The sequence below is a fragment of the Pseudoxanthomonas mexicana genome (genome assembly GCF_014397415.1).
In the GTDB taxonomy this organism is placed as follows: Bacteria; Pseudomonadota; Gammaproteobacteria; order Xanthomonadales; family Xanthomonadaceae; genus Pseudoxanthomonas_A; species Pseudoxanthomonas_A mexicana.
On the sequence record NZ_CP060731.1, the window covers coordinates 2,467,725 to 2,492,844 of the forward strand.

Sequence of the window (25,120 nt, forward strand, 5' to 3'; positions counted from 1 at the left end):
CATGAAACGCTTGCCATTGCTGTGGGCGCTGCTGCTGTGCGCGCTGTGCCTCCCCCTGTCCGCGCAGGACCGCAGTTATACCGAAGGGCCGGTGATGGAGGTCACCGCGGTCAAGGTCATGGACGGCCAGTTCGACCACTACATGACGCACCTGCAGGGGCCGTACAAGCGTGTCATGGAGGCGCAGAAGGAGGCCGGCATCATCCTGGACTACGCGGTGTACTCCACGCAGGCGCGCCGGCCGGACGAGCCGGATCTCTACCTGACCGTCGTGTACCCGAACATGGCCGCCTTCGACGGCCTTCGCGACCGGTCCGAAGCGGTGTCCAGCAAGGTCACCGGACAGAGCACGACGCAGGCGAACGCGGCCTACGCCGATCGCGGCAAGATGCGGCAGATCCTGGGCAGCAACCTGATCCGGCAGTTGAAGCTGAAATAGTTCCGCGCGGGGCCGCGTCCAAGAGCGCGGCCCCGCGTCGGGCCGATCAGCGTTCGCCCGTGCGCAGCACGTCCAGCTTCGCCTGGTAGAGCTGCCGGGCTTCGCCCTGGCTCAGTTGCGCGCCCGCCGTGCGACGCGGTGGGGGGCGGCTGACGCGTCGCGCGGTGACGCGGCCGACGCGCGGGCGGTAGGATGCCGGCATGAGCGCCGAAGACCCCCTGATCGCCTGTCCGCACTGCGCCGCGATGAACCGGGTGCCGCGAGCGCGCCTGGCGGAAGCGCCGGCCTGCGGACGCTGTCACCACCCGTTGTTCACCGGCGTGCCGCTGGCCCTGGGCGAAGCGGATTTCGATCGCCACGCACTGCGCAGCACCTTGCCGCTGCTGGTGGATTTCTGGGCGCCCTGGTGCGGGCCCTGCCTGCAGATGGCGCCGCACTTCCAGCGCGCCGCAGGGTTGCTGGAACCGGCGATGCGGCTGGCCAAGGTGGATACCGAGGCCAGCCCTGGACTGGGCAACCGGTTCGGCATCCGCAGCATTCCGACCATGGTGCTGCTGCAGGGCGGCCGCGAGATCGCGCGCCAGAGCGGCGCGATGCCGGCGGAGGCGATCGTGCGCTGGGCGAGGGGGCAGGTGGGGTGAGTGGATGCATCGTCGCTGCCTCGCCACTGGGAGCGCCCCCGCTTGAAACCGCTCGATTCCGGCTTCGCCCCCTGGAGGCGCACGACGACGGGCTCTATATCGCGCTTTACACGGACGAGGAGGTCATGCGGCACGTCGGCGAGCCCATGGCAGCCGTAGCAGCGCGTAGCGCCTTTGACAAAGTGGTGGCGTTCAGTCAGCGCACGGACGGCCGGTATCAGGCCTGGGTGGTCGTGGATCGTTCGACGGGCGAGGAATGGGGTCTGCTTGCACTGGTCGCGCGGGAGGGAGGCTCCGAGATCGGTGCGTTGATCTGGCCGCAGTACCACAATGTGGGTGTCGCGACCGAGATCATCCGTCGGCTGATGGACTTCGCGTTCGCCGAGGGTGGGGTGGACACGGTGTTCACCCGCCATCGGGCGGTGAACGGGGGCGCGGAAGGTCTGATGCGGAAGTTGGATTTCCGGCGCATTCCTGCCGAGGGGAGCAAGGAGGGGGAAGTGCGCTGGGAGAGGACCCGCCAGCGCTGGCAATGCGCCCGGGGTCTGGAAACGAGGGCGCCCATGACTGCGCCATCCAAATAATCTGAAACAGGGGATGAGATGAAGAAGGGGAGTCTGGCCTGCGTGGGCACCGGCATGATGCTGGGCGCGCATATCGGGCCGCGCGCGCGCAGTCATATCGAAGAAGCCGACGTGGTGTTTGTGGCGGTATCCGATCCGCTGGTCGAGCTTTGGGTACAGGGCATGAACCAGGATGTGCGCAGCCTCCAGCCGTTCTATGCCGAGGGCAAGCCGCGGACCGAGACCTACCGCGAGATGGTGGCGGCCATGATGGAGGAGGTTCGGGCGGGACGCCGCGTCTGCGGCGCGTTCTATGGTCATCCTGGCGTGTTCGCCGTCGTGCCGCACCGGTCGGTGGCTCAGGCACGGGAAGAAGGATACGAGGCGGTCATGGAGGCCGCGGTATCCGCCGAGGATTGCCTGTATGCCGACCTTGGGATCGATCCTGGCACCTATGGCTGCCAACACTACGAGGCCAGCCAGTTCATGTTCTACAAGCGGCGGATCGATCCCTCGGCCTACCTCATTTTGTGGCAGATCGGGGTGGCGGGGGACAGGACCCTGGCCCGCTTCTCCGCCACGGGTGCCGAGCTCCGCGCCGTGCTGCTGGACCTGCTCCAGGAGCAGGGGTATGTATTATCCGACGAAGCCATCGCTTATGAGGCTGCCACCCTGCCGATCGCGGCTCCCCGGATGGAGCGGTTGGCGCTGGGGGACCTGCTGCAGGCCGAACTCCGTCTTGAAACGACCTTGGTCATACCGCCCGCGCGCCGGATGGAACCGAATCTGGCGGTTTCACGGCGACTATCCGGTCTGGGGCAATCCGGATGGTAGGTGCTTCAAACAGGTAGAGAACCCCCTCGAAAGCAGGTATTGTCTGGTCGCAGCCCGTTCCAGGGCGGCGCTGGCGCAAGGGGCCGCCCGTCGGAGGGCGGAAAAGCGCCGGGTCATCCATCTTGATCCAGGGGAATGAGTTCGTGTCGAATCTAATCCGTTTCATGGAGTCCCTTGGGGGCTCGCCGCATCTCGCGGGCGCGTCGGCCGACGACTTCGTCGCCGCGATGGACAAGTACCATGTCCCGGTAGCGGCCCGTCAGGCGCTGCTGGACCGTGACATCCGGGCCATCTGCGAGTTCGAGAAGGCCAGGGACGTGATGTTCTGCATGATCGCGACGCCGGATGGTGCAGAAGAACAGGATCTGCCGGAGCAGGACGATGTTCCCGAGCCCGGTGAGGAGCAACGCGAGGAGTAGTCGATCCTCGCTCGGTCGGGAGCGCGATGAGGTGGAGCTGACAGGATGAGTTCTAGCAAGCATCGGTACGGATTACTGGCCCTGGTCGCGTTCTTCTTGGCGGCGCCCGCGTACGCGGGCGCGTCATTCGACGCCTTGTTTGAAAAGGCGGATGCGATACGTACGTCGCAACCGAAAGAGTTCTTCAGAGTACTAAACGAACTTCAGGCCCTCGAGGAGAGGTCTTCGCCCGAGGAGCGGATGAAGATTCGCCTCATGCGAGCGCACGGCTATCTGCTTGAGGGAAAGCCAGACTCTGCGATACGCGATCTGGAAGAGGTGCGGGTAAGCGCCAAAGACGTGGAAATCAAGTATCGGGCCGCAGCGATGCTGGCCAACACGTATGCGGGCAATCGCAAGTTCGAGCAAGGCCTGAGTACGCTGAACGAGATGCTTCCTCTGGCACCGGAAGTGAAGGATCGCGCCGCCAGGCATCATGGCTTGCTGGCTGCCGGAATCCTCTACAACCGAGTGGGCGAGTTCAAGCTCGCGGGCGAGTACGCGAGCCAGGTCGCTGGAGACGGTCCCTCGGGCCGGAATCGTTGCATTGCTGAAAACCTGATCATCGAGTCGATGCAGGGTCAAGGTAAGGAGTTGGCGGAAGACCAGATATTTCGGGCCATCGAGCACTGCGAGAGAGAGAATGAATCTTTGCTCGCAGGATTCTCCCGCACGTTCCTGGCCCGGAAATGGCATGGCGAAGGCAAGACGGCCAGCGCCATCGCCTTGCTTGAGAAGCACCTCCCGGGTGTGGAGAAGACCGGTTATCCGGTGCTGGTGGCCGAGTATCTTTCCATGCTCGCCGAGTATCGCCTGAAGATGAGCGATATCCAGGGGGCGGAGAAACACGCGCGAGCTGCAGTCGCTCAGGGCGATTCGATCGCTGGTTCACTCCCGCTGGTCATGGCACATCGCGTGCTTTACGAAATCGCGAGCATCCAAGGTAATCCCGTTCGCGCATTGGAGCAGTACAAGAAATACGCCGAGGCCGACAAGGCGTATCTCAACGAGATCAAGACGCGCGAACTGGCCTACCAGTTGGTGCGTCAGCAGATCGTTCAGAAGAACCAGCAGATCAACCTGCTGGACCAGCAGAACCAGGTGCTGCAGCTCCAGCGCAAGGTGGATCAGCAGGCGGCGCAGAACAACCGGCTGATCGTCATGCTGCTGATCGTGCTGGTGGCCTCCATCGGCTACTGGGCATTCAAGATCAAGCGTGTGCAGCTGTCGCTGAAGAAGATGGCCGAGACCGACGCGCTGACCGGCATCTGCAACCGCCACCACTTCACCATCCGCGCCGAGCGCGCGCTGGCCGAATGCGCCCGCAACGGCGAACAGGCCGCGCTGATCATGTACGACCTGGACCACTTCAAGAACATCAACGACCGCTTCGGCCATGGCACCGGCGACTGGGCGTTGAAGGAAGTGGCCGAGGCCAGCAAGGGCTTCTGCCGCCGCATCGACGTGCTGGGCCGCTTGGGGGGCGAGGAGTTCGCCATCCTGATGTACGGCTGCGACCTGCGCGCCGCCGCCCGCGTGGCCGAGGATTGCCGCGTGAGGCTGGCCCAGATCGACACCCGCGAAACCGGCCACGTGTTCGCCATCACCGGCAGCTTCGGCGTGACTTCCAGCGTGCAGTCCGGCTACAGCCTGGCACGGCTGCTCTCCCATGCCGACCGGCAGCTCTACCGTGCCAAGCACTTGGGGCGGAACCGCGTGTGCGTGCACGAGAACGAGAGCGAAGCGGTGCGTGCCGCCAGCAACGTGCTGGAACTGCCCCAGCGGGAACGCAGCGAGCACCTCGGCGCGTAACGTTCGGCCTCAGGGCGTGTCGATGGCGGCCTCCAGGCCGTCGTGTACTGCCAGCCGGTTGCGACCCGCGCTCTTGGCCCGGTAAAGCGCGCGGTCGGCCGCTTCCATCCAGGCGCGCAACCCCTCCTGCGGCGCCATGGCCTGCGCCAGTCCAAGGCTTACCGTGGGTCGCAGTCCCGGCGCGCTCTGCACGCGCAGGGCCTCTACGCCCTCGCGTATGCGCCGCGCGACCGTGGCGGCCGCCTCCACGTCCGTGTGGCGCAGCACCACCGCGAACTCGTCGCCGCCCAGCCGGCCCGCATCGTCCTGCCCGCGGATGCTGTGGCGTATCACGTCCGCCGTGGCGCGCAGCACGTCGTCGCCGGCCGCATGGCCGTGGTGGTCGTTGATCGCCTTGAAATGGTCGATGTCGATCATCAGCAACGTAGCCGGATCGCCCGTCGCCGCGCACTGTTCCAGCAGCGCGGACGCGCGCTCCTGCCAGTGCCGCCGGCTGTCCAGGCCGGTCAGCGTGTCGCGCCGGCTCAGCTCGTCCAACTGGCGGTTCTGGCGCTTCACCTTGCGGACCAGCCGGTAGCTGGCCTGGCTGACCGCAATGGAGTGGATCAGCAGCATGGGCAGGCAGGCGATCATCACCGCCATGCTGGTGACCGGCTGCAGTTCGAAACCGGTGGCCAGCCCGGCCGCGATGCCGCCGGCCAGCATCAGCGGCAGCGACCAGTACCAGAGCCTGTCGATGCCTGTGCTGATCTTGTCCACCGTGGCCAGCGTCACCAGCATGACGCTGGGCAGAAGATTGAACGCCATCAGCGGCACCCACATCCCCGCGAGGATCGAATCCAGCAGCAGGTTGCGGATCTCGCCGCGGAAGGGCTCGCGGTGGCGCAGCGCAAGCCACAGCGCCAGTTGGGGCCACAGGATGGTGGTGAATAGCAGGAAGCCCCAGTGGCCGGCGCCGGCCTGGTTCTCCATCAGCACCATGCCGATGGGCAACGCCGCCAGGCCCATGCCCAGCATGCGCAACCGGTGGATCCGGCGCGGCAGGCGTTGGGCGTGGCGTGCCGGATCGGTCCCGGGCGGCGGTGTATCGGAAGGCATTGGCGCGAAGAGTCCCCTTGCTCATGGCGGCCATCCCCGGTACGCCGAGGGAAGCCGGAGTGTAGGTCAAAGCGTGACGGCAGGCACGTCGCGCAGGTCTGCCACCCCAGCGGCCGGTGCCCGTGATTCTTGAGTTCCGGGATAATCCGGACCCTCCCGCCACCGGCCCGCCCATGTCCGATACCGCTCCCCTGCACCCGGAACCCCTGCATGGCGGCGCTGCCGGGCTGGCGGCGCGCCTGGCGATCCTCGGGGCGCTGCTGTTCCTGGGCGTGGCGGGTGGCCTGCAACTCGTGCGCGATGACCTGGCCTGGCAGCAGGCGACCCTCAGCCAGTACCTGCGGGGTCCGTACGGGCTGCTGCTGCGCACGATGTACTGCCTGCTGGCCGTGGCCATCGTGGCGCTGGCGATGGGCCTGTACGTGCAACTGGCGCCGCGGGCCCGCAGTGCAGCGCCGGTTCTCCTGTTGTGCGCCGGTTCGCTCGCACTGGCGGGCGTGGCCATCGGGGACTCATGGCTGCCGCAGGTGGCGCCGGACTTCCACCTGATGTTCCATCATGTCTGCGCGATCACGGCTTTCCTGTGCGTGGTGAGCGGCATGGTAGTGCAGGCGTGGCGCTTCCGTCTGGATGCGGCGTGGCGCCGCCACTTTCCGTTGGCCGCCGCCTGGTCGGGCGCGTGCTTCGTGCTGCTGTGGGTGCATGCACTGTGGCCGCCGGCCGGGCGGGGATGGGTGCAGAAACTGCTGATCGCGCTGATCGTCGCGGCCATGCTGCTGGCGGGCGCCTGGCTGCACCAGGCCGCCCGTCGTGCGGACGGCGGGGCGGGGCGCTAAGCTTCGATGACACACCGGAGAACGACTTCATGATCCAGCGCTTCGACGTAGGCCCGCGGCTATCGGAAATGGCCGTCCACAATGGCGTGGTCTACCTGGCCGGCCAGGTGGCCGAGGACGCCACCCAGGGCATCGCCGGCCAGACCCAGCAGGTGCTGGCCGAGATCGACGCGCTGCTGGCGCGCGCCGGCAGTGACAAGGCGAAGATCCTGCGCGCGGAGATATTCCTGAAGGACCTGCAGGATTTCGAAGCGATGAACCGGGTGTGGGATGCGTGGGTGCCGGCAGGCCATGCGCCTCCGCGCGCGACCATGCAGGCGCATCTGGCGCGCCCGGGCTGGCTGATCGAGATCGTGGTGACGGCGGCTGTCTGATCCGTGGCCAGCCGCACGCCGGGTCCTTGGCGACGTCCCACGCCGAAGCGGGGAGATGGTGGTCTCAAACTTTCCCCAGCCCAAGTGGAAGAGGCCCGCGCACGTGCGCGGGCGGCGGGGCGACGCTATCCCAATCTGGTCGACAACATGCATGTCGCTGCCAAGGCGCGGCGCGAAGATCGGGTGGGAGACGTCGCGCTGGACGAGGCTGAATGACGATTCAGCGGCCTGAGATGCAGCATGCATATCAGGCCGTAAATGTCTGTAATAAAACTGCTTTAAAACGCTAACCTGACTTCAACAACGGCTCGCGTATCGTGCGCGCCACGTTCCGCAGCCGCTGCGGCACGCACTTCCCGGGGTGCGCGCCGCAGCCCCTGCGGACGACCAGTCAGGCGTTGCGTTGCGCCAGCCAGTCGACCACGCCCTGTGCGGCCTGGCGGCCGCTGGCGAAGCACGCTGTCAGCAGGTAGCCGCCGGTGGGGGCTTCCCAGTCGAGCATCTCGCCGGCGGCGAACACGCCGGGCAATCCGCGCAGCATCAGTCCCTGGTCCAGCGCTTCCAAGGGTATGCCACCCGCGCTGCTGATGGCTTCCTCGATGGGACGCGTGCGCTGCAGCCGGAACGGAAACCGCTTCAGGGTCGCGGCGATCTTCGCGGGATCGGCCAACGCTGCCTTGTCGAGCACTTCGTACAGGAGTGCCGCACGCACGCCGCTGACGCCGGCTTCCCGACGCAGGTGTTCGCTCAGGCTGCGGGAACCGCGTGGCTTGGCCAGCCGGCGCAGCAGATCGCTTTCCTCGCGACCCGGCAGCAGGTCCAACACCAGCGTGGCATGGCCGTCGCGTGCGATGGCATCGCGAAGCATAGGCGACAGTGCGTAGACCAGACTGCCTTCGATGCCGGTGGCGGTGATCACGCACTCGCCCTGGCGTTGATGCGGGTTGCCGTCGTCGTCGCGCCAGTGCGCGGTGACCGGCTTCAGAGGCTCGCCCGCGAAACGGCTGGCCAGGTGTTCGCTCCAGCCGATATCGAAACCGCAATTGGAGGGCTGGAGTGGTGCGATGTCGATGTCGCGCGCCCGCAGGACACCTACCCATGCGCCGTCCGAGCCCAGCTCCGGCCAGCTGCCGCCGCCCAGGGCCAGCACCACCGCGTCGGCCCGCACCGAGGCATCCCCCTGCGGCGTCGAAAAGCGCAACGCGCCGCCCTCGTCCCAGCCCAGCCAACGGTGCAGCACGTGGAAGCGCACGCCCTGTTCGCGCAGGCGTCGTACCCAGCCGCGCAGCAGGGGTGCAGCCTTGAGATCGATGGGAAACACGCGGCCGGACGTTCCGACGAAGGTCTCCACGCCGAGCCCCCGCGCCCAGGCGCGCAGCACATCGGCATTGAAGTGCCTAAGCCACGCGGCGATCTCGTGCGCGCGCTCGCCATAGCGCGTGACGAAGACATCGAACGGGTCCGAGTGGGTCAGGTTCATGCCGCCCTTGCCGGCGATCAGGAACTTCCGCCCCACCGAGCCCTTGGCGTCGTAGAGGTCGACCTGCAGGCCCGCCGCACGCAGGGTTTCAGCCGCCATCAGGCCCGCGGGTCCGCCGCCGATGACGGCGACGGTGGCTGCGGGAGCGGTGGTGTCGGGCTGCGGTTGAGGCATCCGCATAGTATGCCGTGCACCGATACGGACTTTCGTCGGGCGCACCGGCGAGGCCAGGTGCGGTATCGTCGCGCGCAGATTCGAACGGGGACTCCTGATGCATCCACTGTCGCCCGCGGCCATGCGCCGCGCCCTGCTGTTGTTGTGCCTGGTCGCGCCCGCGGCCCTTGCGAAGGAAGCCGCGCCACCGCCGGCACTGCAGGATCTCGACGCCTATGTCGAATCCGTGCGCGAGGCCTTCGATGTGCCCGGCATCGCGGTCGCCGTTGTGAAGGATGGCGAGGTGGTACTGGCGAAGGGATGGGGCGAGCGCGAGATGGGCAAGCCGGCGAAGGTGGATGCGCACACCCTGTTCGCCATCGCCTCCAACACCAAGGCATTCACGTCGGCCTCGCTGTCGATGCTGGCCGACGAGGGCAAGCTCGAACTGGAGGATCGCGTCATCGACCATCTGCCGTGGTTCCGCATGGCCGATCCCTACGTCACCCGCGAGATGCGCATCCGCGACCTGCTGGTCCACCGCAGCGGGCTGGGGCTGGGGGCGGGCGACCTGCTGTACTGGCCCACGACCACCTACAGCAACCGCGAAGTGGCCGAGCGCCTGCGCGATGTGCCGCTCAGCGGGGGCTTTCGTGAGAGCTACGCCTACGACAACATCCTGTACGGCGTGGCGCAGCTGGTGATCGAACAGGCCAGCGGGCAGACGTACGATCAGTTCCTGCGCACCCGCATCTTCCAGCCGCTGGGCATGCGCGAGACGCGCTACAACAGCGATGCGTTGAAGCCGGGCGACAATGTCGCAACCGGGCACGCCATGGCCGACTTCACCACCCTGCAGCCGGCGCCGCGGATGACATGGCGCAACGTCGCGGGCGCGGGCGGGATCTATTCCAGCGTCGGCGACATGGCGAAGTGGATGAACGCCCAGCTCGCCGGCGGCACCTACCGCGACGCGAGGGGGCGGGAGCAGGCCCTGTTCACGCCGGCCCGGCAGAAGGCGATGTGGTCGCTGGTCACGCCGATTCCGATTTCCGAACCGAAGGTGGAAGCGCTGAAGGCCGCCAAGCCCCATTTCCTCGGTTACGGCGAAGGCTGGATGGTCTCCGACTTCCAGGGCCGCAAGCTGGTGTGGCATACCGGCGGCTGGCCGGGCATGGTCTCACGGGTGACGCTGGTGCCGGAACAGAAGCTCGGCGTGGTGGTGCTGACCAACCAGGAAGTCGGCGCCGCCTTCCACGCGATCACCCTGAAAGTGCTGGATGCCTATCTGGCCAACAGCGGCACCGACTGGCTGGCGGCTTACAGGGCGCAGGTCGCCCAGGCCAAGGGTGATGCCGATGCGCACTGGCAGAAGCTGCAGGCCGCGCGCGATGCCACGTCGAAGCCGTCGCTGCCTTTGGCGAAGTACGCCGGCACGCTGCGCGACCCGTGGTATGGCGATGTCGTGGTGGCGCAGGAAGGCGATGGTCTGGTGCTGCGCTTCAGCCGTACGCCGGAACTGGTGGGCGACCTGCAACCCTGGCAGCACGACACCTTCGTGGTGCGCTGGCGCGAGCGCTGGCTCAACGCCGACGCGTTCCTGACCTTCTCCCTGAAGCCGGACGGCGGCATCCGCGAGGCGCGCATGGAAGCAATATCGCCGCTGACGGATTTCAGCTTCGACTTCCACGACCTGCGGCTGGCGCCGGTGGAGTAGTCCGTGCTTTGCGTAGGAGCGACGTGAGTCGCGACCGCGAGAAATAAAGGTAAGCAGACCTGCCACGTCGCGCACGAATTCCCGCCCCAGGTGGTCAAGCCGTGCGGTCGCGACTTACGTCGCTCCTACAGGGGAGTAGTGGCACTCACTCGTGCGGCTTAACGTCCAGCAGCTCCACGTCGAACACCAGCGAGGCGCCGGGCGGGATCACGCCGCCCGCGCCGTTGCTGCCATAGCCGAGGTCGGCCGGGATCAGCAGCGTGCGCTTGCCACCCACCTTCATGCCCGCCACGCCTTCGTCCCAGCCGCGGATCACCTGGCCGGCTCCCAGCAGGAAGGTGAAGGGCTGGCCGCGGTCGACCGAACTGTCGAACTTCATGCCGTGCTTGTCGGGCGCCTTCTCGTCGTACAGCCAGCCGGTGTAGTGCACGGTGACATCGCTGCCGCTGGTGGCGACGGTGCCCATGCCTGCGCGGGTATCGAGGCGCTGCAGTTCGGCGACGCTGCCACCGGGCGGCGGGCCGGGGGGCGTACAGGCGGCGAGCAGGGTCAGCGAGAGGGCGAGCAGCAGGGCGCGCATCGGTCGTCCGGATGGGAGGGGCGTGCAGGGTACCGCACGAGCGTGTGTGCGGCGCTGACCGGCTAGACTGTCGCGATGGCGAAACTCTTCCTCAACCTGCGCAACGTGCCAGCCGACGAGGCCGATGACGTGCGCGACCTGCTGCGGACGAACGCGATCGACTTCTATGAGACGCAGCCCAGCCCGTGGGGAATTTCCGCGGGTGGACTGTGGATCGAGGACGTCGACCAGCTGACGCGGGCCAAGACCCTGATGGCCGACTACCAGACGCGGCGCCGCGACCACGCACGGTCCGAGCGCGCCATCGCCGAGCGAGAGGGACGCGCCGAGACCTTCGCCGGCCTGCTGCGTGACCGGCCACTGTACGTCGTCGGCGTGCTGGCAGCGGTGCTCTTCATTCTCGCAGTGACGCTGGCATTGCCCTGGCTGCTGCTCTGAGCGCCAAGGCGTCGATCGTCCCACTGGGCGACCGGCGACAGTGTCAGAAGATCGCGTGGAGGGCGTCCAGCATGCGCGACCAGCCCTGTTGCGTGCGGTCGGCGTAGTCTGCCCAGGCGCTCGGCAGCGTGTGGGTGAGGCGGAGTTCGCAGCCGGCGTCGGTCGGGGAAATCACGATGTCCACGCGACTGCCATCCTGGTCGGCCTCGCCGGCGATGGTCCACGTGAAGGACAGCCGATGCGGCCGCTCGATGACCAGATACTCGCCGACATGGTCGATGCGCTCGCCATCGCGCTCGACCAGCATCGAGAAGTGGCCGCCGACCCGCGGGTCCACGTCCAGGCGCAGCAGCTTTTCCTCGCGCACGTCCGGTCCCATCATCCATTGGCCCAGCAGACGGGGCGTCAGCCAGGCGTCGAACACACGTTCGGCGGGTACGGCGAAGCGGCGGTGCACGGTGACATCGATCGTACAGGCGACGGGAGGGGGCGTCATGATGGGTCCTCGGTCGGGAAGGAAGGTGAGGGCGCGGCCGCCTGCAGGACCGCATCGAGCACGTCCAGGCGGGCGGTCCAGAACTGCGCGTAATGCCGCAGCCAGGCCTCGCCTTCGGCCAGCGCCTGCGGCTGCAGGTGGCACAGGTGGGTGCGGCCGCGGATCTGTCGCGTGACCAGGCCGGCGCGCTCAAGCACCTTGATGTGTTTCGAGGCCGCGGCCAGCGAGATGCAGAAGGGCGCGGCCAGTTCACCCACGCTGCGCGGCTGGCCTCCCAGGCTGCGGAGCATGCGGCGCCGCGTGCCGTCCGCCAGTGCGTGGAAGAGGGCGTCGAGCCGGTCAGTATCTTGTTCAACCATACGGTTGAATATCTCCGCCGGCTCAGTGATTGTCAACCAATTGGTTGAATGAAGTGGGTATCGAGCGACGAACGGTAAAATCCCTGCATGGTCACCAACATCGCCGCCTACCACTTCACGCCCATCGAAGCGCCCGCCGATTTCGCGGCCACTCTGCATGCACGTGCTGAAGCGCTGTCGCTGCGCGGCTCGGTGCTGGTGGCGGGCGAGGGGCTGAACCTGTTCCTGGCCGGCGATGCCGGCGCGATCGCATCCTTCCTCGCCCCGCTGCGTGAAGACGCGCGCTTCGCCGGCCTGCGGGTGAAATACAGCACCAGTCGCGAGGTCCCGTTCGCGCGCCTCAAGGTCAAGGTGAAGCCGGAAATCATCAGCTTCCGTCGTCCCGGCACCACGCCGGAACACGCGCGGGCTCCCGCCGTCGAACCCACCACGCTGGCCCGCTGGCTGGAACAGGGGCACGACGATGCCGGCCGTCGTGTGGTGATGCTGGATACCCGCAACCAGCAGGAGGTTGCCTACGGCACCTTCGCCGGTGCGCTGACGCTGCCGATCGACAAGTTCACCGACCTGCCGGCGGCACTGGAACCGCACCGCCAGGCGCTCAAGGACGCCACGGTGGTCAGCTTCTGCACCGGCGGCATCCGCTGCGAGAAGGCCGCGTTGTGGATGCAGGCCGACGGCATGGACAACGTGCTGCAGTTGGACGACGGCATCCTCGGCTATTTCGAGCAGGTCGGCGGCTTCGGCTACGAAGGCGCCTGCTTCGTGTTCGACGAACGTGTGGCGCTGCGTTCGGACCTGACGCCACTGGTGGACCAGGCCGCGGACGCCGCATGAGCGGCCTGGACGCCCTGCGTTTCGACAACCGCTTCGTCCGCGAACTGCCGGGAGATCCGGAGCAGGACCATCGGCGTCGGGAGGTTCGTGGCGCCTTGTGGTCGCCGACCGCGCCCACGCCCGTCGCTGCGCCGACGCTGCTGGCGCATTCGCGTGAAGTCGCGGCGCTGCTCGGCCTCGACGACGCCGATGTCGCGTCTCCCGCCTTCGCACAGGTGTTCGGCGGCAACGCACTGCTGGCCGGCATGCAGCCGTACGCGGGCAACTACGGTGGCCACCAGTTCGGCAACTGGGCCGGACAACTCGGCGACGGCCGCGCCATCACGCTGGGCGAGGCGATCAATGCGCAGGGCGAACGCTGGGAGCTGCAGCTGAAGGGGGCCGGCCCGACGCCGTACTCGCGCACCGCAGATGGGCGCGCGGTGCTGCGCTCCTCGATCCGCGAGTTCCTGTGCAGCGAGGCGATGCACCATCTGGGCGTACCGACCACGCGGGCCCTGAGTCTGGTGGGTACCGGCGAGCCGGTCGTGCGCGACATGTTCTACGACGGCCATCCGAAACCCGAACCGGGCGCGATCGTGTGCCGCGTGGCACCGTCGTTCCTGCGCTTCGGCCACTACCAGTTGCCGGCCTCGCGCGGCGACACGGACCTTCTGCGCACGCTGGTGGACTTCACGATCCGGCGCGATTTTCCGCACCTGTCGGGGGAGGGCGAGGCGCTGTATGCCGCGTGGTTCGCCGAGGTCTGCGAACGCACGGCGATGATGGTGGCGCACTGGATGCGCGTGGGTTTCGTGCATGGCGTGATGAACACCGACAACATGTCGGTGCTCGGCCTGACCATCGACTACGGCCCCTACGGATGGATCGACGACTACGACCCGGACTGGACGCCTAACACCACCGACGCCCAGGGTCGTCGCTATCGCTTCGGCTGGCAACCGCGGGTGGCGGGATGGAACCTGAGCCGCTTCGCGCAGGCCCTGTCGCCGCTGTTCGACGGAGTGGAGGCGCTGCAGGAAGGATTGCAGCGCTTCGCTGACGCTTACGCGCGGGCCGATCGCGACAATATCGCACGCAAGCTGGGGCTGTCCGACTGCCGGGATGAGGACATGGAACGGATGGACACGTTGCAGCAGCTGCTGGCACAGGGTGAGATCGACATGACGCTGTTCTTCCGTGCGCTGATCGACGCGGATCCGATGGACGCGTCGCTGTCGGCCTTCGACGACGCCTTCTACGACCCGGCCAAGCGCGAGGCCGTTGCGCCTGCGCTGCGCGACTGGCTGGCCGCGTACGCCCGCCGTCGCGACGAGGACGCGCTCGATGCCGCTGTGCGCCGCGAACGCATGCGCCTGGCCAATCCCCGCTACGTGCTGCGCAACTATCTGGCCCAGCAGGCCATCGATGCCGCCGAGGCCGGCGACCTGTCCGGCGTCCATGAACTGCTGGACGTCATGCGCTGGCCGTACGACGACCAGCCGGGTCGCGCGCGTTTCGCGCAACGGCGTCCCGACTGGGCGCGGCAACGGGCAGGGTGCTCGATGCTGTCGTGCAGTTCGTGAGTCGCATCGTTTCCCTGTAGGAGCGACGTCAGTCGCGACCGCACGGCCCACACTCGCGGGAGCGGACACTTGGCAGCGAGCCCTCGCGTCTGCAGCGGAGTCACGCACGGCTGCTGCATCCGGTCGCGACTGACGTCGCTCCTACAGGGATGAGAGCCGCGGTAGCATGGCCCATCCCCGCGGAGTAACGGCATGATCACCGTCCACCATCTCAACAACTCCCGTTCCCAGCGCGTGCTCTGGCTGCTCGAGGAACTGGGCCTGGACTACACCGTGGTGCGCTACCAGCGCGACGCCAAGACCATGCTCGCGCCGCCGGAGCTGAAGAAGATCCACCCGCTGGGCAAGTCCCCGGTGGTGGTGGATGGCGAACACGTCCTGGCCGAATCCGGTGCGATCCTCGAATATCTGGTCGAGCGTTATGACACCGCGCGCCGGTTCGCGCCTTCGCCCGGCACGGCCGAACACCTGCGTTACCGCTACTGGCTGCATTACGCCGAAGGCTCGGCGATGCCGCCGATGCTGCTCAGCCTGGTGTTCTCCCGCCTGAAGAAGGCGCCGATGCCGTTCTTCGCCCACCCCATCGCGCGTGGCATCGCCGACAAGGCGATGCGGACCTTCGTCGGTCCGCAGGTACAGCTGCACCTGGGCTACATGGAAAGCGAACTAGGCAAGGCGCCGTGGTTCGCCGGCGAGCAGTTCAGCGCCGCCGACATCCAGATGAGCTTCCCGGTCGAAGCCGCGGCGGTACGCGCCGGACTGGACACCTATCCCAACCTGGCCGGATTCCTGCAGCGCATCCATGCACGGCCGGCCTATCAGCGTGCGCTGGAGCAGGGCGGGCCGTTCGACCTGCTGGGCTAGGCGGGATGCAGCATCCCATGCCACCGGGTGGAACCGGATCGCCTGCGTCCCCATGACGATGGCATCGTCATTGCCGGTGTCCCCATGATCCCTTACTCGCTCCTCGACCTCGCGCCTGTCTGCGAGGGCAGCGATACCACCCAGGCGTTCGTGCACATGCGCGATCTGGCGCAGCATGCCGAGCGCTGGGGGTATACCCGCTACTGGCTGGCCGAACACCACAACATGCCGGGCATCGCCAGCGCCGCGACGGCGGTGCTGATCGGGCACGTCGCTGGTGCGACGTCCACGATCCGCGTGGGTGCCGGCGGCATCATGTTGCCGAACCACTCACCGCTGCAGGTAGCCGAGCAGTTCGGCACGCTGGCGTCGCTGTATCCGGGCCGCATCGATCTGGGCTTGGGCCGTGCGCCAGGCACCGACCAGGCGACGGCGCGTGCGTTGCGGCGCTATTTCGACAGCGCCGAGCAGTTTCCGCAGGACGTGCAGGAGGTGCTGCGCTATTTCGAGCCGGTGCAGGAGGGCCAGGCGGTGCGTGCTGTGCCCGGTGCAGGTCTCGACGTGCCCGTGTGGCTGTTGGGCTCGAGCCTGTTCGGCGCGCAGCTGGCCGCCGCCCTGGGGCTGCCGTACGCGTTCGCTTCCCATTTCGCGCCCGATGCGATGGACCAGGCGCTGCTGCTGTACCACCGCGATTTCCGCCCGTCGAAGCGGCTGGCCAGGCCGCATGCGATGCTGGCCCTGAATGTCGTGGCGGCCGAGACCGACGAGGAGGCACGCTACCTGTTCACCACCCAGCAGCAGGCGTTCGTCAACCTGAGGCGCGGCCGGGCCGGCCTGGTGCCGCCGCCGATCGATGACATCGAAGCGTTCTGGGAGCCGCACGAGAAGGCCGGCGTGGCCCAGGCACTGGCCTGCGCCGTCGTCGGCAGCCGCGATACGGTACGCAAGGGCATCGCCGACTTCATCCAGCGCCACCGTCCGGACGAACTGATGCTGACGGCCAACATCTTCGATCACGACAAGCGCCTGCGCTCGTTCCAGATCGCTGCGGAGGTCATGGCGTAGCGTGCGCCGCGCGCGCGACCGGCGGCCGGGCCATCCTTGCGGTCGCGCGCTCGGCGCACGCTACATCGTGCCGCGCTGGACGAAGGGCACGCGCTGATAGAGCTTGCGTTCGCCGCCACGCGGGTCGTCCTGCATCCTGGGCGTGTCGTCGAGCACCATCGTCTGCCGCCGAGGCAACGTGTACGGCGCCCAGTCGGGAAGGCCTGCGTGGTTGGGGTCGCCATGGCGGGCGAGGGCGATCAAGGCTTCGCTCATGCGCGCGGCCATCGCACGTGCCCGTGCGTCATCGCCGGTCTTCGACCCCTTGGCCGCCACGTTGTCGAACACCAGCGGGATGTCGAGCGTGTGGAACGCGCGCAGGCGTCCGCCTTCGGCCGGCGAACGCCAGTCCAACTGGTAGACCCAGGCGGGCGCTCCCTGCTTCGCACGTTCCTCGGCCTCGATGATGGCGCCGCGCCAGGAGCGGCCCGCGGTGGTGGCGGCGAAGAACACCTCGGACGGCGTGTAGTCGGGATACAGCCGTCGGTACTCGGCGATCACCACCTCCGGCGACAGGTCGACGTACTGCTGCTCGCGCAGCTTTTGCGGCAGCTGGTCCCAGGTCAGTGCGAAGTTCGCTTCGTCGTTGCCCAGGAATGCGCGCGTCTCGTCGCGCGTGTTGCCGATGACCATCGGGATGCGTGCCGACTGTGCGGGTGCATCCGGATAGAACGGATGCCGCGGCAGGTTGTGCGTGTCCAGAACGGGCCCGAAGTATAGTGAGGTGTCCTCCACGCGCGACGGATCGCGCACACGCGTCGCCTCCAGCAGGCGCGCCATCGGCATTGCCAGCAGCGCGGCGGTGTCGCGCGGGCCCAGCCCCAGTTCGGCGAGAAACAGCGCAGTGCGCTGCGCGGCGGCGCGCGGGCCGGCCGCGGTGACCTGCTGGCCGCTCATCGTCATCGCCCTGTGGAACAGGCCATTGGCCTCCGGCATGGCCATGAGCGTGGCGATCTTGGCACCCCCGCCGGACTGGCCGAACACGGTGACGTTGCCCGCGTCGCCGCCGAACTCGTGCGCATGCTCGCGCACCCAGCGCAGGGCGTCGATCAGGTCCAGCTGGCCGATGTTTCCGGCGTCGCGCAGGCGTTCGTCGCCGCTCTCGCCGAGATACAGGTAGCCGAACGCGTTGAGCCGGTGGTTGACGGTGACCACGACGACATCGCCGCGGCGGCACAGGTTCACGCCGTCGTAGAGGGCATGCGAACCGGAGCCGTTGTTGTAGCCGCCGCCGTGGATGTAGAACAGGACCGGACGCTTGCCGCCGTCGCGCAGGGCAGGCGTATAGACGTTGAGGAACAGGCAGTCCTCGCTGACGGACTGTCCGTCGGCATCGCCGCGCTGGGGGGCCGAGGCGCCGAAACGGGTGGCATCGCGCGTGCCGGTCCAGGCGGCTTCACGCACCGCTCGCTGGAAGCGCCGGCGGGCGGTGTCGCCGCCGTAGGGGACACCACGGAACACGTGGATGCCGCGTTCCACGAGCCCGGCGATGCGCCCGCTGCGCGTGGTCGCGAGCGGCGGTCCGGAAGCCGCTCGGGCAGCGTACAGGCCGGGGCCGACCATGCCCGCCATCGTGACGGTGCCGGCAAGCAGGCGCAGGAAATCGCGGCGCGGGGAGGGAGAAGGCGGTTGCAGCGGCACGGAACACCTGTGATGACACCGGTTTCCAAAGGCTAGCAAAGGCGGCCCTGCCAGGAACGCCGCACTGCGTCAGACCGCTGTGCCCGCCGCGTGACCCGAAGCCCAGGCCCACTGGAAGTTGTAGCCGCCCAGCCAGCCGGTGACGTCGAGGACTTCGCCGACGAAGAACAGGCCGGGCACGTGCCTGGACATCATCGTGCTGCTGGATACGCCGTCGGTGTCCACGCCTCCGAGCGTCACCTCCGCCGTCCGGTAGCCTTCGGTGCCGCTGGCGACCAGGGGCCAGTCGGCGAGCAACGCGGCGGCCTCCTTCAGCTGGGGCGCATTGAACTGCTTCATCGGCCGGTTGGGCAGCCAGACCTCGCACAGGCGCTGGGCGAAACGGCGCGGCAGCGCGTCGGACAGGACCGTCTTCAGTTCGGCGTCGGGTCGCTGCCTCTGCTGGGCTTCCAGCCAGTCCAGCGCATCGCGGTCGGGCAGCAGGTCCAGTCGCAGGTCGTCGCCCGGCTGCCAGTACGACGAGATCTGCAGGATCGACGGCCCGCTCACGCCGCGATGGGTCAGCAGCATGAAGTTGCGGAAGCGCACCTTGCCGCAGCGCGCTTCCACCGGGAACGACACGCCGCTCAGGTCGGCCAGCCGCTCCTGGTGCTTGCCGCTCAAGGTCAGGGGCACCAGACCGGCGCGGGTCGGCAGCACGTCGTGGCCGAACTGGCGCGCCAGTTCGTAGCCGAAGCCGGTGGCGCCCATGCTGGGGATCGACAGGCCGCCGGTGGCGACCACCAGCGAGGGCGCCGCGAAGCGGCCCAGGCTGGTGTCCAGCCGGAACACGCCGTCGGCCTGTTCGGCCTGGTGCACGCTGCAGCCGGTCTCGATGCGCACGCCGGCGGCCAGGCACTCGTCGACCAGCATCTTCACGATCAGCTTGGACGAGACATCGCAGAACAGCTGGCCGAGTTCCTTCTCGTGGTAGGCGATGCGGTGGCGCTCGACCATGTCGATGAAGTCGCCGGGCGTGTAGCGCGCCAGCGCCGATTTGCAGAAATGCGGATTGGCCGACAGGAAGTTGGCCGGCGTGGTGCCGGTGTTGGTGAAGTTGCAGCGTCCGCCGCCCGACATCAGGATCTTCTTGCCGACCTTGTTGGCGTGCTCGACGACCAGCACGCGCAGGCCACGCTGGCCGGCCGTGAGTGCAGCCATGAGACCCGCCGCGCCGCCGCCGATCACCAGGACGTCGTGGGTGGGGGCCATGCGCTCAGGCGGCCCGTGCGAGTCCTGTCTGGCGGATCGCGGGAATGACGCTGACGACGCGGTCGTCGGTCATCCACTGCATCTCGCCGTCCTGGACCATCACGTTGAAGCGCATGCTGCGGACCATCAGCGCCGTCAGGGCGTCGACCGCCTCGGGTGCGATGTCGAGCACGGTCAGGTTGCGATGGCGCGCCAGCAGCGCCGCGTTCCTGTCCCACCAGAGATCGGCCGCGCGGCCGCCGTAGTTGACCACCACGACCTCGCGGGCGCGCCCGCAGGCCTTGCGGACCCGCGATTCGTCCGGCTGGCCCAGGTCGATCCACTGTTCGATCAGGCCGGTGTAGTCCTTGCGCCAGAGGTCGGGTTCTTCCTCATTGCTCAGGCCCTTGCCGAACTCCAGCCGGTCCTCGGCCATCAGCGCAAAGGCGAGCAGGCGCACCATCAGCCGCTCATCGGTCTCGGAGGGATGCTGGGCCAGCGTCAGGCCGTGGCTGCCGTAGTAGTGGCGGTCCATGTCGCTGATCTGCAGTTCGGCTTTGACGACAGTGGACTTGAGGGCCATGGCGGGGGTTCTGCGAAAGGGGCGCCATCATACGCCGGGAGCACCGGCCGGCCGGTCGAAGGCGTTTTTGCCGCAGGCCGGGGAGACCCCTGTTCAGCTCCCAGGAGGCCGGGATTCGCTTTTACGCGAAAACCCCGGTAGAGTGCGCCCCACTGTGCTTGCCAGGGTCACCGTGAATCGTGAGCCTGATGCGGTAGATACATCTGCTACATCTTCCCGCTTTACCAACGCCTGCAAACCCAGTCCCGATCCGGTCCATGCCGGAATCGTGGTCCTTTCATCCATGTTTCAGGAGTTAGTAAAGATGTCTGATCGTCAGACCGGTACCGTCAAGTGGTTCAACGACGCCAAGGGCTTCGGCTTCATCACCCCGCAGAGCGGCCCCGACCTGTTCGTGCACTTCCGCTCGATCCAGGGCAATGGCTTCAAGTCGCTGAAGGAAGGCCAGGCGGTCTCCTTCGTCGCCGTGCAGGGCCAGAAGGGCATGCAGGCCGACCAGGTGCAGGCGCTGTAATCCAGCCCTGAACCCTTGGTTCAAGAAAACGCCGGTGCGCAAGCGCCGGCGTTTTTGTTTGTGGGCTTCTTTCTGCCTGTCGTGGGAGCGACGTAAGTCGCGATCACCGGCGCCGGAAGCCTGATTGGCGCTTCATCGCGACTCACGTCGCTCCCACGCACACGAGGGCGTGGATGTCACAGCTTCCGCACCCGGAAGCTGCGCCCCTTGATCCTGCCGGCGTTGAGCCGCGCCAGTGCCGCGCCGGCCTTGTCCCGCGCGACGGCCACGTAGGTCCGCGTGGCGAAGACGTTGATCTTGCCGATCGCGGACGCGGACAGGCCGGCCTCGCCGGTCAGGGCGCCGAGCACGTCGCCGGGGCGCAGCTTGTCGGTCTTGCCCGCGTCGATGCGCAGCGTGGTCATGGTGGCCGGTGGCGCGGTGTGGGCCTTGGGCGCTGACGGGACGTTGCGGTCCCAGAGCAGCGGCGCGCCCAGGCGTTCCTCGATCACCGCGGCCCGCGGCAGCTCGCGCGGTGTGCACAGGCTGATCGCCACGCCTTCGCGACCGGCACGGCCGGTGCGGCCGATCCGGTGCACGTAGGTGTCGGCGTCGCTGGGCATGTCGTAGTTGACGACCAGCGCCAGATCCTCGATGTCCAGTCCGCGCGCCGCCACATCGCTGGCCACCAGCACGTTGCAGCTGCGGTTGGCGAAACGCACCAGCACCTCGTCGCGGTCCCGCTGCTCCATGTCGCCGTGCAGGGCAAGCGCGGAGAAGCCGAAGTGCTGCAACGAGCCGGCCACTTCGTCCACGTCCTTGCGCATGTTGCAGAACACCACGCACGACTCCACGCCGCGCTGGGCCAGCAGGCCCGCCAGCGCCGTCTGCTTGCGCTCCGGCTCGACGCGTACGAAGCGCTGCTCGATGACAGCCTGTTCCTGCGGCGCGTCCACCGTGACTTCAAGCGGCTCGCGCAGGGTATTGCGGGCGATGTCGCGGATGGCGTCGGTGAAGGTGGCCGAGAACAGCAGGCTCTGGCGGTCCTTCGGCGTCTTGCCGGTGATCTCGCGGATGGGCTCCTCGAAGCCCATGTCCAGCATGCGGTCGGCCTCGTCGAGCACCAGCGTGCGCACGCTGCCCAGGTGCAGCACCTTCTTGCGCAGCAGTTCCTGAATGCGGCCCGGCGTGCCGACCACCACGTGAGGATCGTGCGCTTCCAGCGAACGGATCTGCGGCTCCAGCGGCAGGCCGCCGCACAGCGTCAGGACTTTGAGGTTGGGCAGGCCCACCGCCAGCCTGCGCAGCTGCTGCGCCACCTGGTCGGCCAGTTCGCGCGTGGGGCACAGCACCAGCGCCTGGGTACGTACGGAGGCCACGTCCAGCCGGTGCAACAGGCCCAGGCCGAACGCGGCGGTCTTGCCGCTGCCGGTCGGTGCCTGCGCAATGACGTCGCGGCCGTCGAGGATGGCGGGCAGGCTCTGCGCCTGGATGGGGGTCGGTTGCGTGTAGCCGAGCGCGTCGACGCCCTGCTGCAGGCCGGGCGCCAGCGGGAGATGTTTGAAATCGAGCATGCGGCATTTTCGCAGATCGGCGCGACCGCCGCCCGTCGCCCTACTGCAGGTCGGGGAACTCCTCGTCCGGCAGGGCGATGAAGGCCCAGAACGGCACCTCGTCCGCCGCCCACGCCTGCGAGGCTTCGTCCAGGATGTCGAGCAGGGTGTCGAAGTCGGTCTCGTTGCGCTCGCGCAGAGCGTGGGCTTCCTCGAACAGCAGCACGTAGCCCGACGCGGGCAGCCAGGACAGATCGCGCAGGCTGTCCGACAAGGCGTCCCAGTTGCGCCCGGAGGTGTCCGGGAAGTCCAGCACCGTGGCGATGCGCAGCAGCAAGGCCGCCTTGCCGTCGCAGCCGGACAGGTCGATGCGCCGTGCCAGCAGACCGGCATCGCGGCCAACGGCGGCCAGCGGGCCCAGATCGTCCTCGGTGACGAAGAACACGCCCGCGCGTGCGGGGTCGGCCAGGCCGGGGTCGAAGCCGGAATCGCTCATGGCGTGGTGTCCTGGCTCATTTCGAACCGGCGGAAGCTCTCGTAGTGGTCGTCGGTGTAGTAGTACTCGCGCGGCGGATCGCCGCCGGTGACGATGCGGCGCGCGCCGCGATGCGCCAGTCCGGGCGTGTCCACCGTGTACTCGCGGTAGTAGCCGCGACCCTGACGAGGCAGGCGACCCTCGCGGTTCTGGAAGACGGCGCCGTCCTGCCGGTGCGGGAAGGGGCCGCCGCGCGCGATCAGCGCCAGCGTCGCACGCGCTTCGGGCGGGAGGAAGGCGGGCAGGGCGCGGGTGGCGGGTGCGCTTGTAGGCGGCGTGGGCACGTCCCCGGCAAGGCCACCGGGACGTGTGTTCTCGACCGGCGGCAGCGAGAGTGTTTCCTTGATGCGCTGCGGATCACCGCCTTCGTGCGTGGCGACGGCTGCCGTCGTATCGGGCGCATCATCGCGCTGCGACCACCACCAGGCGCCGGCACCGACCAACAGCAGCGCCACGAAGGCGATCAGGGGGAGACGCAGGCCAGCGGACTGACGGCGGCGGGAACGTCGGCTCATGCAGCCCTCATTCGGTCAGGAAGCGGCCGCAGCCACGGTAGGTCCGGCCACCCACGGTCAGGGTCGCCGACGCCGGGTAGCGGATGTCGCTCATGCCGTCGTTGCAGACTTCCCGCTTGGTGGTCAGCGAAACGGCGAGGCCTTCGGCGGTGCTGCCGACGTAACCCTCTTCGGTCCTGCTCGCCTGCACCACGTCGATCCTGCGTTCGCCATAGTCCAGCTCGGCCAGCAGGCGCGGCGTTGGGCCGGCCCCGATCTCCACGGTCCAGCCGGGCTCGGTACCCAGTCCACGGAACACGCTGCCACGTGCCCTGGCTGCATCCCAAGGGGAGCCCTGGCTTGCCTGACGGCAGGTGACGGCGGCTCGGCCGGCGAGGGTCAGCGTCGCCTCATCCCCTTTGCTCCAGAACGCGTTGCCGGCGGCGTCGGCATAGCGTGCGCCCGAGGCGGCAGGTGCTTGCGCCAGGTGCAGGGTATTGCCGTCGATCTCCAGCATCATGCCGCGTGCCGGCGTATCGAAGCGTGCGCCGACGCGCTGATCCCCGCATTGCCACGGGGTCGACGTGGCAGCGGCCGGTTCACCGGTGACACGGACCATGCGGAATTCGACGGGGGCAGCCGCACCGGGTGTCACGGGCACCTGCGTGTCGATGACGAACCACAGGCGCCCCTGCGCGTCGCGCACACCGGCGTGCAGTCCGTACATGCCGTTTGGTCGCAATTTCGACGGATCGTAGGGCAGGGCAAAGGCGAAAGGAGGCCCCTTGAGATCGCGGAAGTCGGCACTGGCGATCACGGCGGCAGGCGTGTCGGCCAACTGCAGGTCCACCAGTTGTACGCTCAGGACCGCGCCAGGCGGGGGCGCGATGCGCTCGAGATAGGAAGCCCGGCCCTGGATCTGCGCGGCCGGTCGCGGCGTCGATGTCCCGTCGGCGGGCGGTGGCGCGGTGATCGGCGACTGGCATGCCGCCAGCCCGAGCAGGCAGGCCGAGGTCAGCAGGGGACGTAGCATCGCGCAGGCTCCTAGGGTGCGGTGGAGGCGGCCAGCTTAACGGCGTTTCCTGTAATGAAGCGTCAACACGCGCCTGGCGGTGAGTCGGTCGCGCGTGCCGGGTTGACCAGGCCGCATGGACTGCGCACCCTGCATGCGACTTCGACGGAGCAGGGACATGGCGGAGACGCTGACGGTCATCGGCAACTACCTCTCGCCGTACGTGCGCAAGGTGCTGGTCTGCCTTGAGCTGAAGGGCATTCCCTACCGCATCGATCCCATCGCGCCGTTCGTGGGCAACGAGGACTTCAGCAGGCTCAGTCCGCTCCGCCGCATCCCGGTGCTGATCGAGGGCGACCTGGTGCTCAACGACTCCACCGTCATCTGCGAATATCTGCAGGACCGCTTCCCTGCGCCATCGCTGTACCCCGCGGATCCGGTGGACCGCGCGAAGGCACGCTGGCTGGAGGAGTATGCGGATTCCTATCTCGGCGACGTGGTGATCTGGCGGATGTTCTTCCAGAAAGGCGTGCGCCGCTTCCTGTTCAACCAGGGTACGGACGAAGAAGTGGTGCGCAGGGCGCGCGAGGAGGAGCTGCCGGTCGCGCTGGACTATCTGGAGCCGCGATTGCCCGGGAACGGCTGGATCTTCGGCGAGCTGTCCATCGCCGACATCAGTATCGCCAGCTTCTTCCGCAATGCGACGTTCGTGAGGTACCAGGTCGATCCGCTGCGATGGCCGCGGACGGCGGCGTTCGTGGCGCGTGCGCTGGCGTTGCCGGCATTCGCCAGGCTGGCGACATTCGAGGACCGCACGTTGCGCACGCCGCTGCCGGAACAGCGCGCCGTGCTTGCGCAGATGGGCGCGCCGCTGACCGAAACGACGTACGGCGATGCGGCGCCGCGCTACGGGGTGATGCGGTTGGGGTGA

At 67.9% G+C, this 25,120-nt stretch carries 29 protein-coding genes; 16 read left to right on the forward strand and 13 right to left on the reverse strand.

Translation table 11 applies throughout. The features are described 5' to 3' along the window. The first annotated feature begins 1 nt into the window (after position 1). Positions 2-439 (forward strand): hypothetical protein, encoded by a 438-nt coding sequence (locus IAE60_RS11600; RefSeq protein WP_187572363.1) that lies wholly within the window; start codon positions 2-4, stop codon positions 437-439. A gap of 46 nt (positions 440-485) precedes the next feature. Here the strand turns inward: IAE60_RS11600 and IAE60_RS11605 are convergent, their stop codons facing one another. Continuing rightward, positions 486-641 (reverse strand): hypothetical protein, encoded by a 156-nt coding sequence (locus IAE60_RS11605; RefSeq protein ID WP_187572364.1) that lies wholly within the window; start codon positions 639-641, stop codon positions 486-488. Here IAE60_RS11605 and trxC point away from each other — a divergent pair. From trxC to IAE60_RS11630, 5 genes are all read left to right on the forward strand, one after another. Beyond that, complete coding sequence (gene trxC, locus IAE60_RS11610; protein ID WP_187572365.1) at positions 640-1,080, forward strand: thioredoxin TrxC; 441 nt, start codon at positions 640-642, stop codon at positions 1,078-1,080. The genes IAE60_RS11605 and trxC overlap by 2 nt on opposite strands. Further along, positions 1,077-1,664, forward strand: coding sequence for a GNAT family N-acetyltransferase (locus IAE60_RS11615; RefSeq protein WP_187572366.1), 588 nt, complete (start codon positions 1,077-1,079; stop codon positions 1,662-1,664). Before trxC ends, IAE60_RS11615 begins: the two co-directional genes overlap by 4 nt. 18 nt (positions 1,665-1,682) lie before the next feature. Further along, complete coding sequence (locus tag IAE60_RS11620) at positions 1,683-2,477, forward strand: SAM-dependent methyltransferase (RefSeq protein ID WP_187572367.1); 795 nt, start codon at positions 1,683-1,685, stop codon at positions 2,475-2,477. 122 nt (positions 2,478-2,599) lie between these two features. After that, the gene (locus IAE60_RS11625; RefSeq protein WP_187572368.1) at positions 2,600-2,896 is read left to right on the forward strand and encodes a hypothetical protein; all 297 of its coding nucleotides are present in this window, start codon (positions 2,600-2,602) and stop codon (positions 2,894-2,896) included. Between the two features lie 45 nt (positions 2,897-2,941). Next, positions 2,942-4,747: a sensor domain-containing diguanylate cyclase gene (locus IAE60_RS11630; protein ID WP_187572369.1), complete on the forward strand. Its 1,806-nt coding sequence runs from the start codon at positions 2,942-2,944 to the stop codon at positions 4,745-4,747. Positions 4,748-4,756: 9 nt separating this feature from the next. On the opposite strand, the gene IAE60_RS11635 is transcribed toward IAE60_RS11630, so the two are convergent. Continuing rightward, entirely contained in the window at positions 4,757-5,845 is a 1,089-nt protein-coding gene (locus IAE60_RS11635; RefSeq protein WP_187572370.1) for a diguanylate cyclase, read from the reverse strand. 173 nt (positions 5,846-6,018) lie between these two features. On the opposite strand from IAE60_RS11635, the gene IAE60_RS11640 reads away from it, so the two are divergent. Continuing rightward, positions 6,019-6,681 (forward strand): DUF998 domain-containing protein, encoded by a 663-nt coding sequence (locus IAE60_RS11640; protein ID WP_187572371.1) that lies wholly within the window; start codon positions 6,019-6,021, stop codon positions 6,679-6,681. A 29-nt stretch (positions 6,682-6,710) separates the two neighbouring features. Further along, on the forward strand, positions 6,711-7,055 hold the full coding sequence (locus IAE60_RS11645; protein WP_187572372.1) for a RidA family protein: 345 nt from the start codon (positions 6,711-6,713) through the stop codon (positions 7,053-7,055). A gap of 391 nt (positions 7,056-7,446) precedes the next feature. Here IAE60_RS11645 and IAE60_RS11650 read toward each other — a convergent pair whose 3' ends face one another. Beyond that, entirely contained in the window at positions 7,447-8,709 is a 1,263-nt protein-coding gene (locus IAE60_RS11650; protein ID WP_187572373.1) for a TIGR03862 family flavoprotein, read from the reverse strand. Positions 8,710-8,806: 97 nt separating this feature from the next. Here IAE60_RS11650 and IAE60_RS11655 point away from each other — a divergent pair, with 97 nt between their 5' ends. After that, complete coding sequence (locus IAE60_RS11655; RefSeq protein WP_425504423.1) at positions 8,807-10,405, forward strand: serine hydrolase; 1,599 nt, start codon at positions 8,807-8,809, stop codon at positions 10,403-10,405. Between the two features lie 145 nt (positions 10,406-10,550). Here the strand turns inward: IAE60_RS11655 and IAE60_RS11660 are convergent, their stop codons facing one another. After that, positions 10,551-10,985, reverse strand: a complete 435-nt coding sequence (locus tag IAE60_RS11660; RefSeq protein WP_187572374.1) for an FKBP-type peptidyl-prolyl cis-trans isomerase — start codon at positions 10,983-10,985, stop codon at positions 10,551-10,553. Positions 10,986-11,060: 75 nt separating this feature from the next. Here IAE60_RS11660 and IAE60_RS11665 point away from each other — a divergent pair, with 75 nt between their 5' ends. After that, positions 11,061-11,423 carry a DUF6164 family protein gene (locus IAE60_RS11665; protein WP_187572375.1) on the forward strand — a complete coding sequence of 121 codons (363 nt, stop codon included), beginning with the start codon at positions 11,061-11,063 and terminating at the stop codon, positions 11,421-11,423. A gap of 43 nt (positions 11,424-11,466) precedes the next feature. Here IAE60_RS11665 and IAE60_RS11670 read toward each other — a convergent pair whose 3' ends face one another. Continuing rightward, a complete protein-coding gene (locus IAE60_RS11670; protein WP_187572376.1) occupies positions 11,467-11,919 on the reverse strand; it encodes an SRPBCC family protein in 453 nt (150 codons plus the stop codon). Beyond that, entirely contained in the window at positions 11,916-12,278 is a 363-nt protein-coding gene (locus IAE60_RS11675; protein ID WP_187572377.1) for an ArsR/SmtB family transcription factor, read from the reverse strand. The genes IAE60_RS11670 and IAE60_RS11675 overlap by 4 nt, the downstream gene beginning before the upstream one ends. 87 nt (positions 12,279-12,365) lie before the next feature. On the opposite strand from IAE60_RS11675, the gene IAE60_RS11680 reads away from it, so the two are divergent. The 4 genes from IAE60_RS11680 (at position 12,366) to IAE60_RS11695 (ending at position 16,609) form a co-directional block, all read left to right on the forward strand. After that, entirely contained in the window at positions 12,366-13,115 is a 750-nt protein-coding gene (locus IAE60_RS11680) for a sulfurtransferase (RefSeq protein ID WP_187572378.1), read from the forward strand. A 5-nt stretch (positions 13,116-13,120) separates the two neighbouring features. Next, positions 13,121-14,680 (forward strand): protein adenylyltransferase SelO, encoded by a 1,560-nt coding sequence (locus tag IAE60_RS11685; RefSeq protein ID WP_425504474.1) that lies wholly within the window; start codon positions 13,121-13,123, stop codon positions 14,678-14,680. Positions 14,681-14,872: 192 nt separating this feature from the next. Beyond that, positions 14,873-15,544 (forward strand): glutathione S-transferase family protein, encoded by a 672-nt coding sequence (locus IAE60_RS11690; RefSeq protein WP_187572380.1) that lies wholly within the window; start codon positions 14,873-14,875, stop codon positions 15,542-15,544. A gap of 84 nt (positions 15,545-15,628) precedes the next feature. Beyond that, positions 15,629-16,609 (forward strand): LLM class flavin-dependent oxidoreductase, encoded by a 981-nt coding sequence (locus tag IAE60_RS11695; protein WP_187572381.1) that lies wholly within the window; start codon positions 15,629-15,631, stop codon positions 16,607-16,609. Between the two features lie 60 nt (positions 16,610-16,669). Here the strand turns inward: IAE60_RS11695 and IAE60_RS11700 are convergent, their stop codons facing one another. The 3 genes from IAE60_RS11700 to IAE60_RS11710 all read right to left on the reverse strand — a co-directional run bounded on the left by IAE60_RS11700 (position 16,670) and on the right by IAE60_RS11710 (position 20,102). Further along, positions 16,670-18,289: a carboxylesterase/lipase family protein gene (locus IAE60_RS11700; RefSeq protein WP_425504424.1), complete on the reverse strand. Its 1,620-nt coding sequence runs from the start codon at positions 18,287-18,289 to the stop codon at positions 16,670-16,672. A 69-nt stretch (positions 18,290-18,358) separates the two neighbouring features. Next, positions 18,359-19,540: a BaiN/RdsA family NAD(P)/FAD-dependent oxidoreductase gene (locus tag IAE60_RS11705; RefSeq protein WP_187572382.1), complete on the reverse strand. Its 1,182-nt coding sequence runs from the start codon at positions 19,538-19,540 to the stop codon at positions 18,359-18,361. A 4-nt stretch (positions 19,541-19,544) separates the two neighbouring features. Further along, positions 19,545-20,102, reverse strand: coding sequence for a YaeQ family protein (locus IAE60_RS11710; RefSeq protein WP_187572383.1), 558 nt, complete (start codon positions 20,100-20,102; stop codon positions 19,545-19,547). 304 nt (positions 20,103-20,406) lie between these two features. Here IAE60_RS11710 and IAE60_RS11715 point away from each other — a divergent pair, with 304 nt between their 5' ends. Beyond that, a complete protein-coding gene (locus tag IAE60_RS11715) occupies positions 20,407-20,616 on the forward strand; it encodes a cold-shock protein (protein WP_162110978.1) in 210 nt (69 codons plus the stop codon). A 176-nt stretch (positions 20,617-20,792) separates the two neighbouring features. On the opposite strand, the gene dbpA is transcribed toward IAE60_RS11715, so the two are convergent. Genes dbpA through IAE60_RS11735 form a run of 4 tightly spaced genes read right to left on the reverse strand, consistent with a single transcriptional unit; the run spans position 20,793 to position 24,210 of the window. After that, entirely contained in the window at positions 20,793-22,169 is a 1,377-nt protein-coding gene (gene dbpA / locus IAE60_RS11720) for an ATP-dependent RNA helicase DbpA (RefSeq protein ID WP_187572384.1), read from the reverse strand. Between the two features lie 40 nt (positions 22,170-22,209). Continuing rightward, positions 22,210-22,644 (reverse strand): barstar family protein, encoded by a 435-nt coding sequence (locus IAE60_RS11725; RefSeq protein WP_187572385.1) that lies wholly within the window; start codon positions 22,642-22,644, stop codon positions 22,210-22,212. Continuing rightward, positions 22,641-23,162: a guanyl-specific ribonuclease gene (locus IAE60_RS19045; protein ID WP_374501462.1), complete on the reverse strand. Its 522-nt coding sequence runs from the start codon at positions 23,160-23,162 to the stop codon at positions 22,641-22,643. Before IAE60_RS19045 ends, IAE60_RS11725 begins: the two co-directional genes overlap by 4 nt. Positions 23,163-23,205: 43 nt before the next feature. Beyond that, a complete protein-coding gene (locus tag IAE60_RS11735; protein WP_187572387.1) occupies positions 23,206-24,210 on the reverse strand; it encodes a YbaY family lipoprotein in 1,005 nt (334 codons plus the stop codon). Positions 24,211-24,367: 157 nt separating this feature from the next. Between IAE60_RS11735 and IAE60_RS11740 the strand changes: the two genes are divergently transcribed. Next, the gene (locus IAE60_RS11740) at positions 24,368-25,120 is read left to right on the forward strand and encodes a glutathione S-transferase family protein (protein ID WP_187572388.1); all 753 of its coding nucleotides are present in this window, start codon (positions 24,368-24,370) and stop codon (positions 25,118-25,120) included.

Excerpts from the sequence above, each read along its gene's own strand:
- IAE60_RS11620 (WP_187572367.1), top strand. The coding sequence starts at position 1,683 with ATGAAGAAGGGGAGTCTGGCCTGCGTGGGCACCGGCATGATGCTGGGC.
- IAE60_RS11735 (WP_187572387.1), bottom strand. The coding sequence starts at position 24,210 with ATGCTACGTCCCCTGCTGACCTCGGCCTGCCTGCTCGGGCTGGCGGCA.
- IAE60_RS11645 (WP_187572372.1), top strand. The coding sequence starts at position 6,711 with ATGATCCAGCGCTTCGACGTAGGCCCGCGGCTATCGGAAATGGCCGTC.
- IAE60_RS11635 (WP_187572370.1), bottom strand. The coding sequence starts at position 5,845 with ATGCCTTCCGATACACCGCCGCCCGGGACCGATCCGGCACGCCACGCC.
- IAE60_RS11640 (WP_187572371.1), top strand. The coding sequence starts at position 6,019 with ATGTCCGATACCGCTCCCCTGCACCCGGAACCCCTGCATGGCGGCGCT.
- IAE60_RS11690 (WP_187572380.1), top strand. The coding sequence starts at position 14,873 with ATGATCACCGTCCACCATCTCAACAACTCCCGTTCCCAGCGCGTGCTC.
- IAE60_RS11680 (WP_187572378.1), top strand. The coding sequence starts at position 12,366 with ATGGTCACCAACATCGCCGCCTACCACTTCACGCCCATCGAAGCGCCC.
- IAE60_RS11725 (WP_187572385.1), bottom strand. The coding sequence starts at position 22,644 with ATGAGCGATTCCGGCTTCGACCCCGGCCTGGCCGACCCCGCACGCGCG.
- IAE60_RS11670 (WP_187572376.1), bottom strand. The coding sequence starts at position 11,919 with ATGACGCCCCCTCCCGTCGCCTGTACGATCGATGTCACCGTGCACCGC.
- IAE60_RS11660 (WP_187572374.1), bottom strand. The coding sequence starts at position 10,985 with ATGCGCGCCCTGCTGCTCGCCCTCTCGCTGACCCTGCTCGCCGCCTGT.
- IAE60_RS11650 (WP_187572373.1), bottom strand. The coding sequence starts at position 8,709 with ATGCCTCAACCGCAGCCCGACACCACCGCTCCCGCAGCCACCGTCGCC.
- IAE60_RS11655 (WP_425504423.1), top strand. The coding sequence starts at position 8,807 with ATGCATCCACTGTCGCCCGCGGCCATGCGCCGCGCCCTGCTGTTGTTG.
- IAE60_RS11705 (WP_187572382.1), bottom strand. The coding sequence starts at position 19,540 with ATGGCCCCCACCCACGACGTCCTGGTGATCGGCGGCGGCGCGGCGGGT.
- IAE60_RS11695 (WP_187572381.1), top strand. The coding sequence starts at position 15,629 with ATGATCCCTTACTCGCTCCTCGACCTCGCGCCTGTCTGCGAGGGCAGC.
- IAE60_RS11710 (WP_187572383.1), bottom strand. The coding sequence starts at position 20,102 with ATGGCCCTCAAGTCCACTGTCGTCAAAGCCGAACTGCAGATCAGCGAC.
- IAE60_RS11715 (WP_162110978.1), top strand. The coding sequence starts at position 20,407 with ATGTCTGATCGTCAGACCGGTACCGTCAAGTGGTTCAACGACGCCAAG.
- dbpA (WP_187572384.1), bottom strand. The coding sequence starts at position 22,169 with ATGCTCGATTTCAAACATCTCCCGCTGGCGCCCGGCCTGCAGCAGGGC.
- IAE60_RS11630 (WP_187572369.1), top strand. The coding sequence starts at position 2,942 with ATGAGTTCTAGCAAGCATCGGTACGGATTACTGGCCCTGGTCGCGTTC.
- IAE60_RS11675 (WP_187572377.1), bottom strand. The coding sequence starts at position 12,278 with ATGGTTGAACAAGATACTGACCGGCTCGACGCCCTCTTCCACGCACTG.
- IAE60_RS11605 (WP_187572364.1), bottom strand. The coding sequence starts at position 641 with ATGCCGGCATCCTACCGCCCGCGCGTCGGCCGCGTCACCGCGCGACGC.
- IAE60_RS11740 (WP_187572388.1), top strand. The coding sequence starts at position 24,368 with ATGGCGGAGACGCTGACGGTCATCGGCAACTACCTCTCGCCGTACGTG.
- trxC (WP_187572365.1), top strand. The coding sequence starts at position 640 with ATGAGCGCCGAAGACCCCCTGATCGCCTGTCCGCACTGCGCCGCGATG.
- IAE60_RS11600 (WP_187572363.1), top strand. The coding sequence starts at position 2 with ATGAAACGCTTGCCATTGCTGTGGGCGCTGCTGCTGTGCGCGCTGTGC.
- IAE60_RS11665 (WP_187572375.1), top strand. The coding sequence starts at position 11,061 with ATGGCGAAACTCTTCCTCAACCTGCGCAACGTGCCAGCCGACGAGGCC.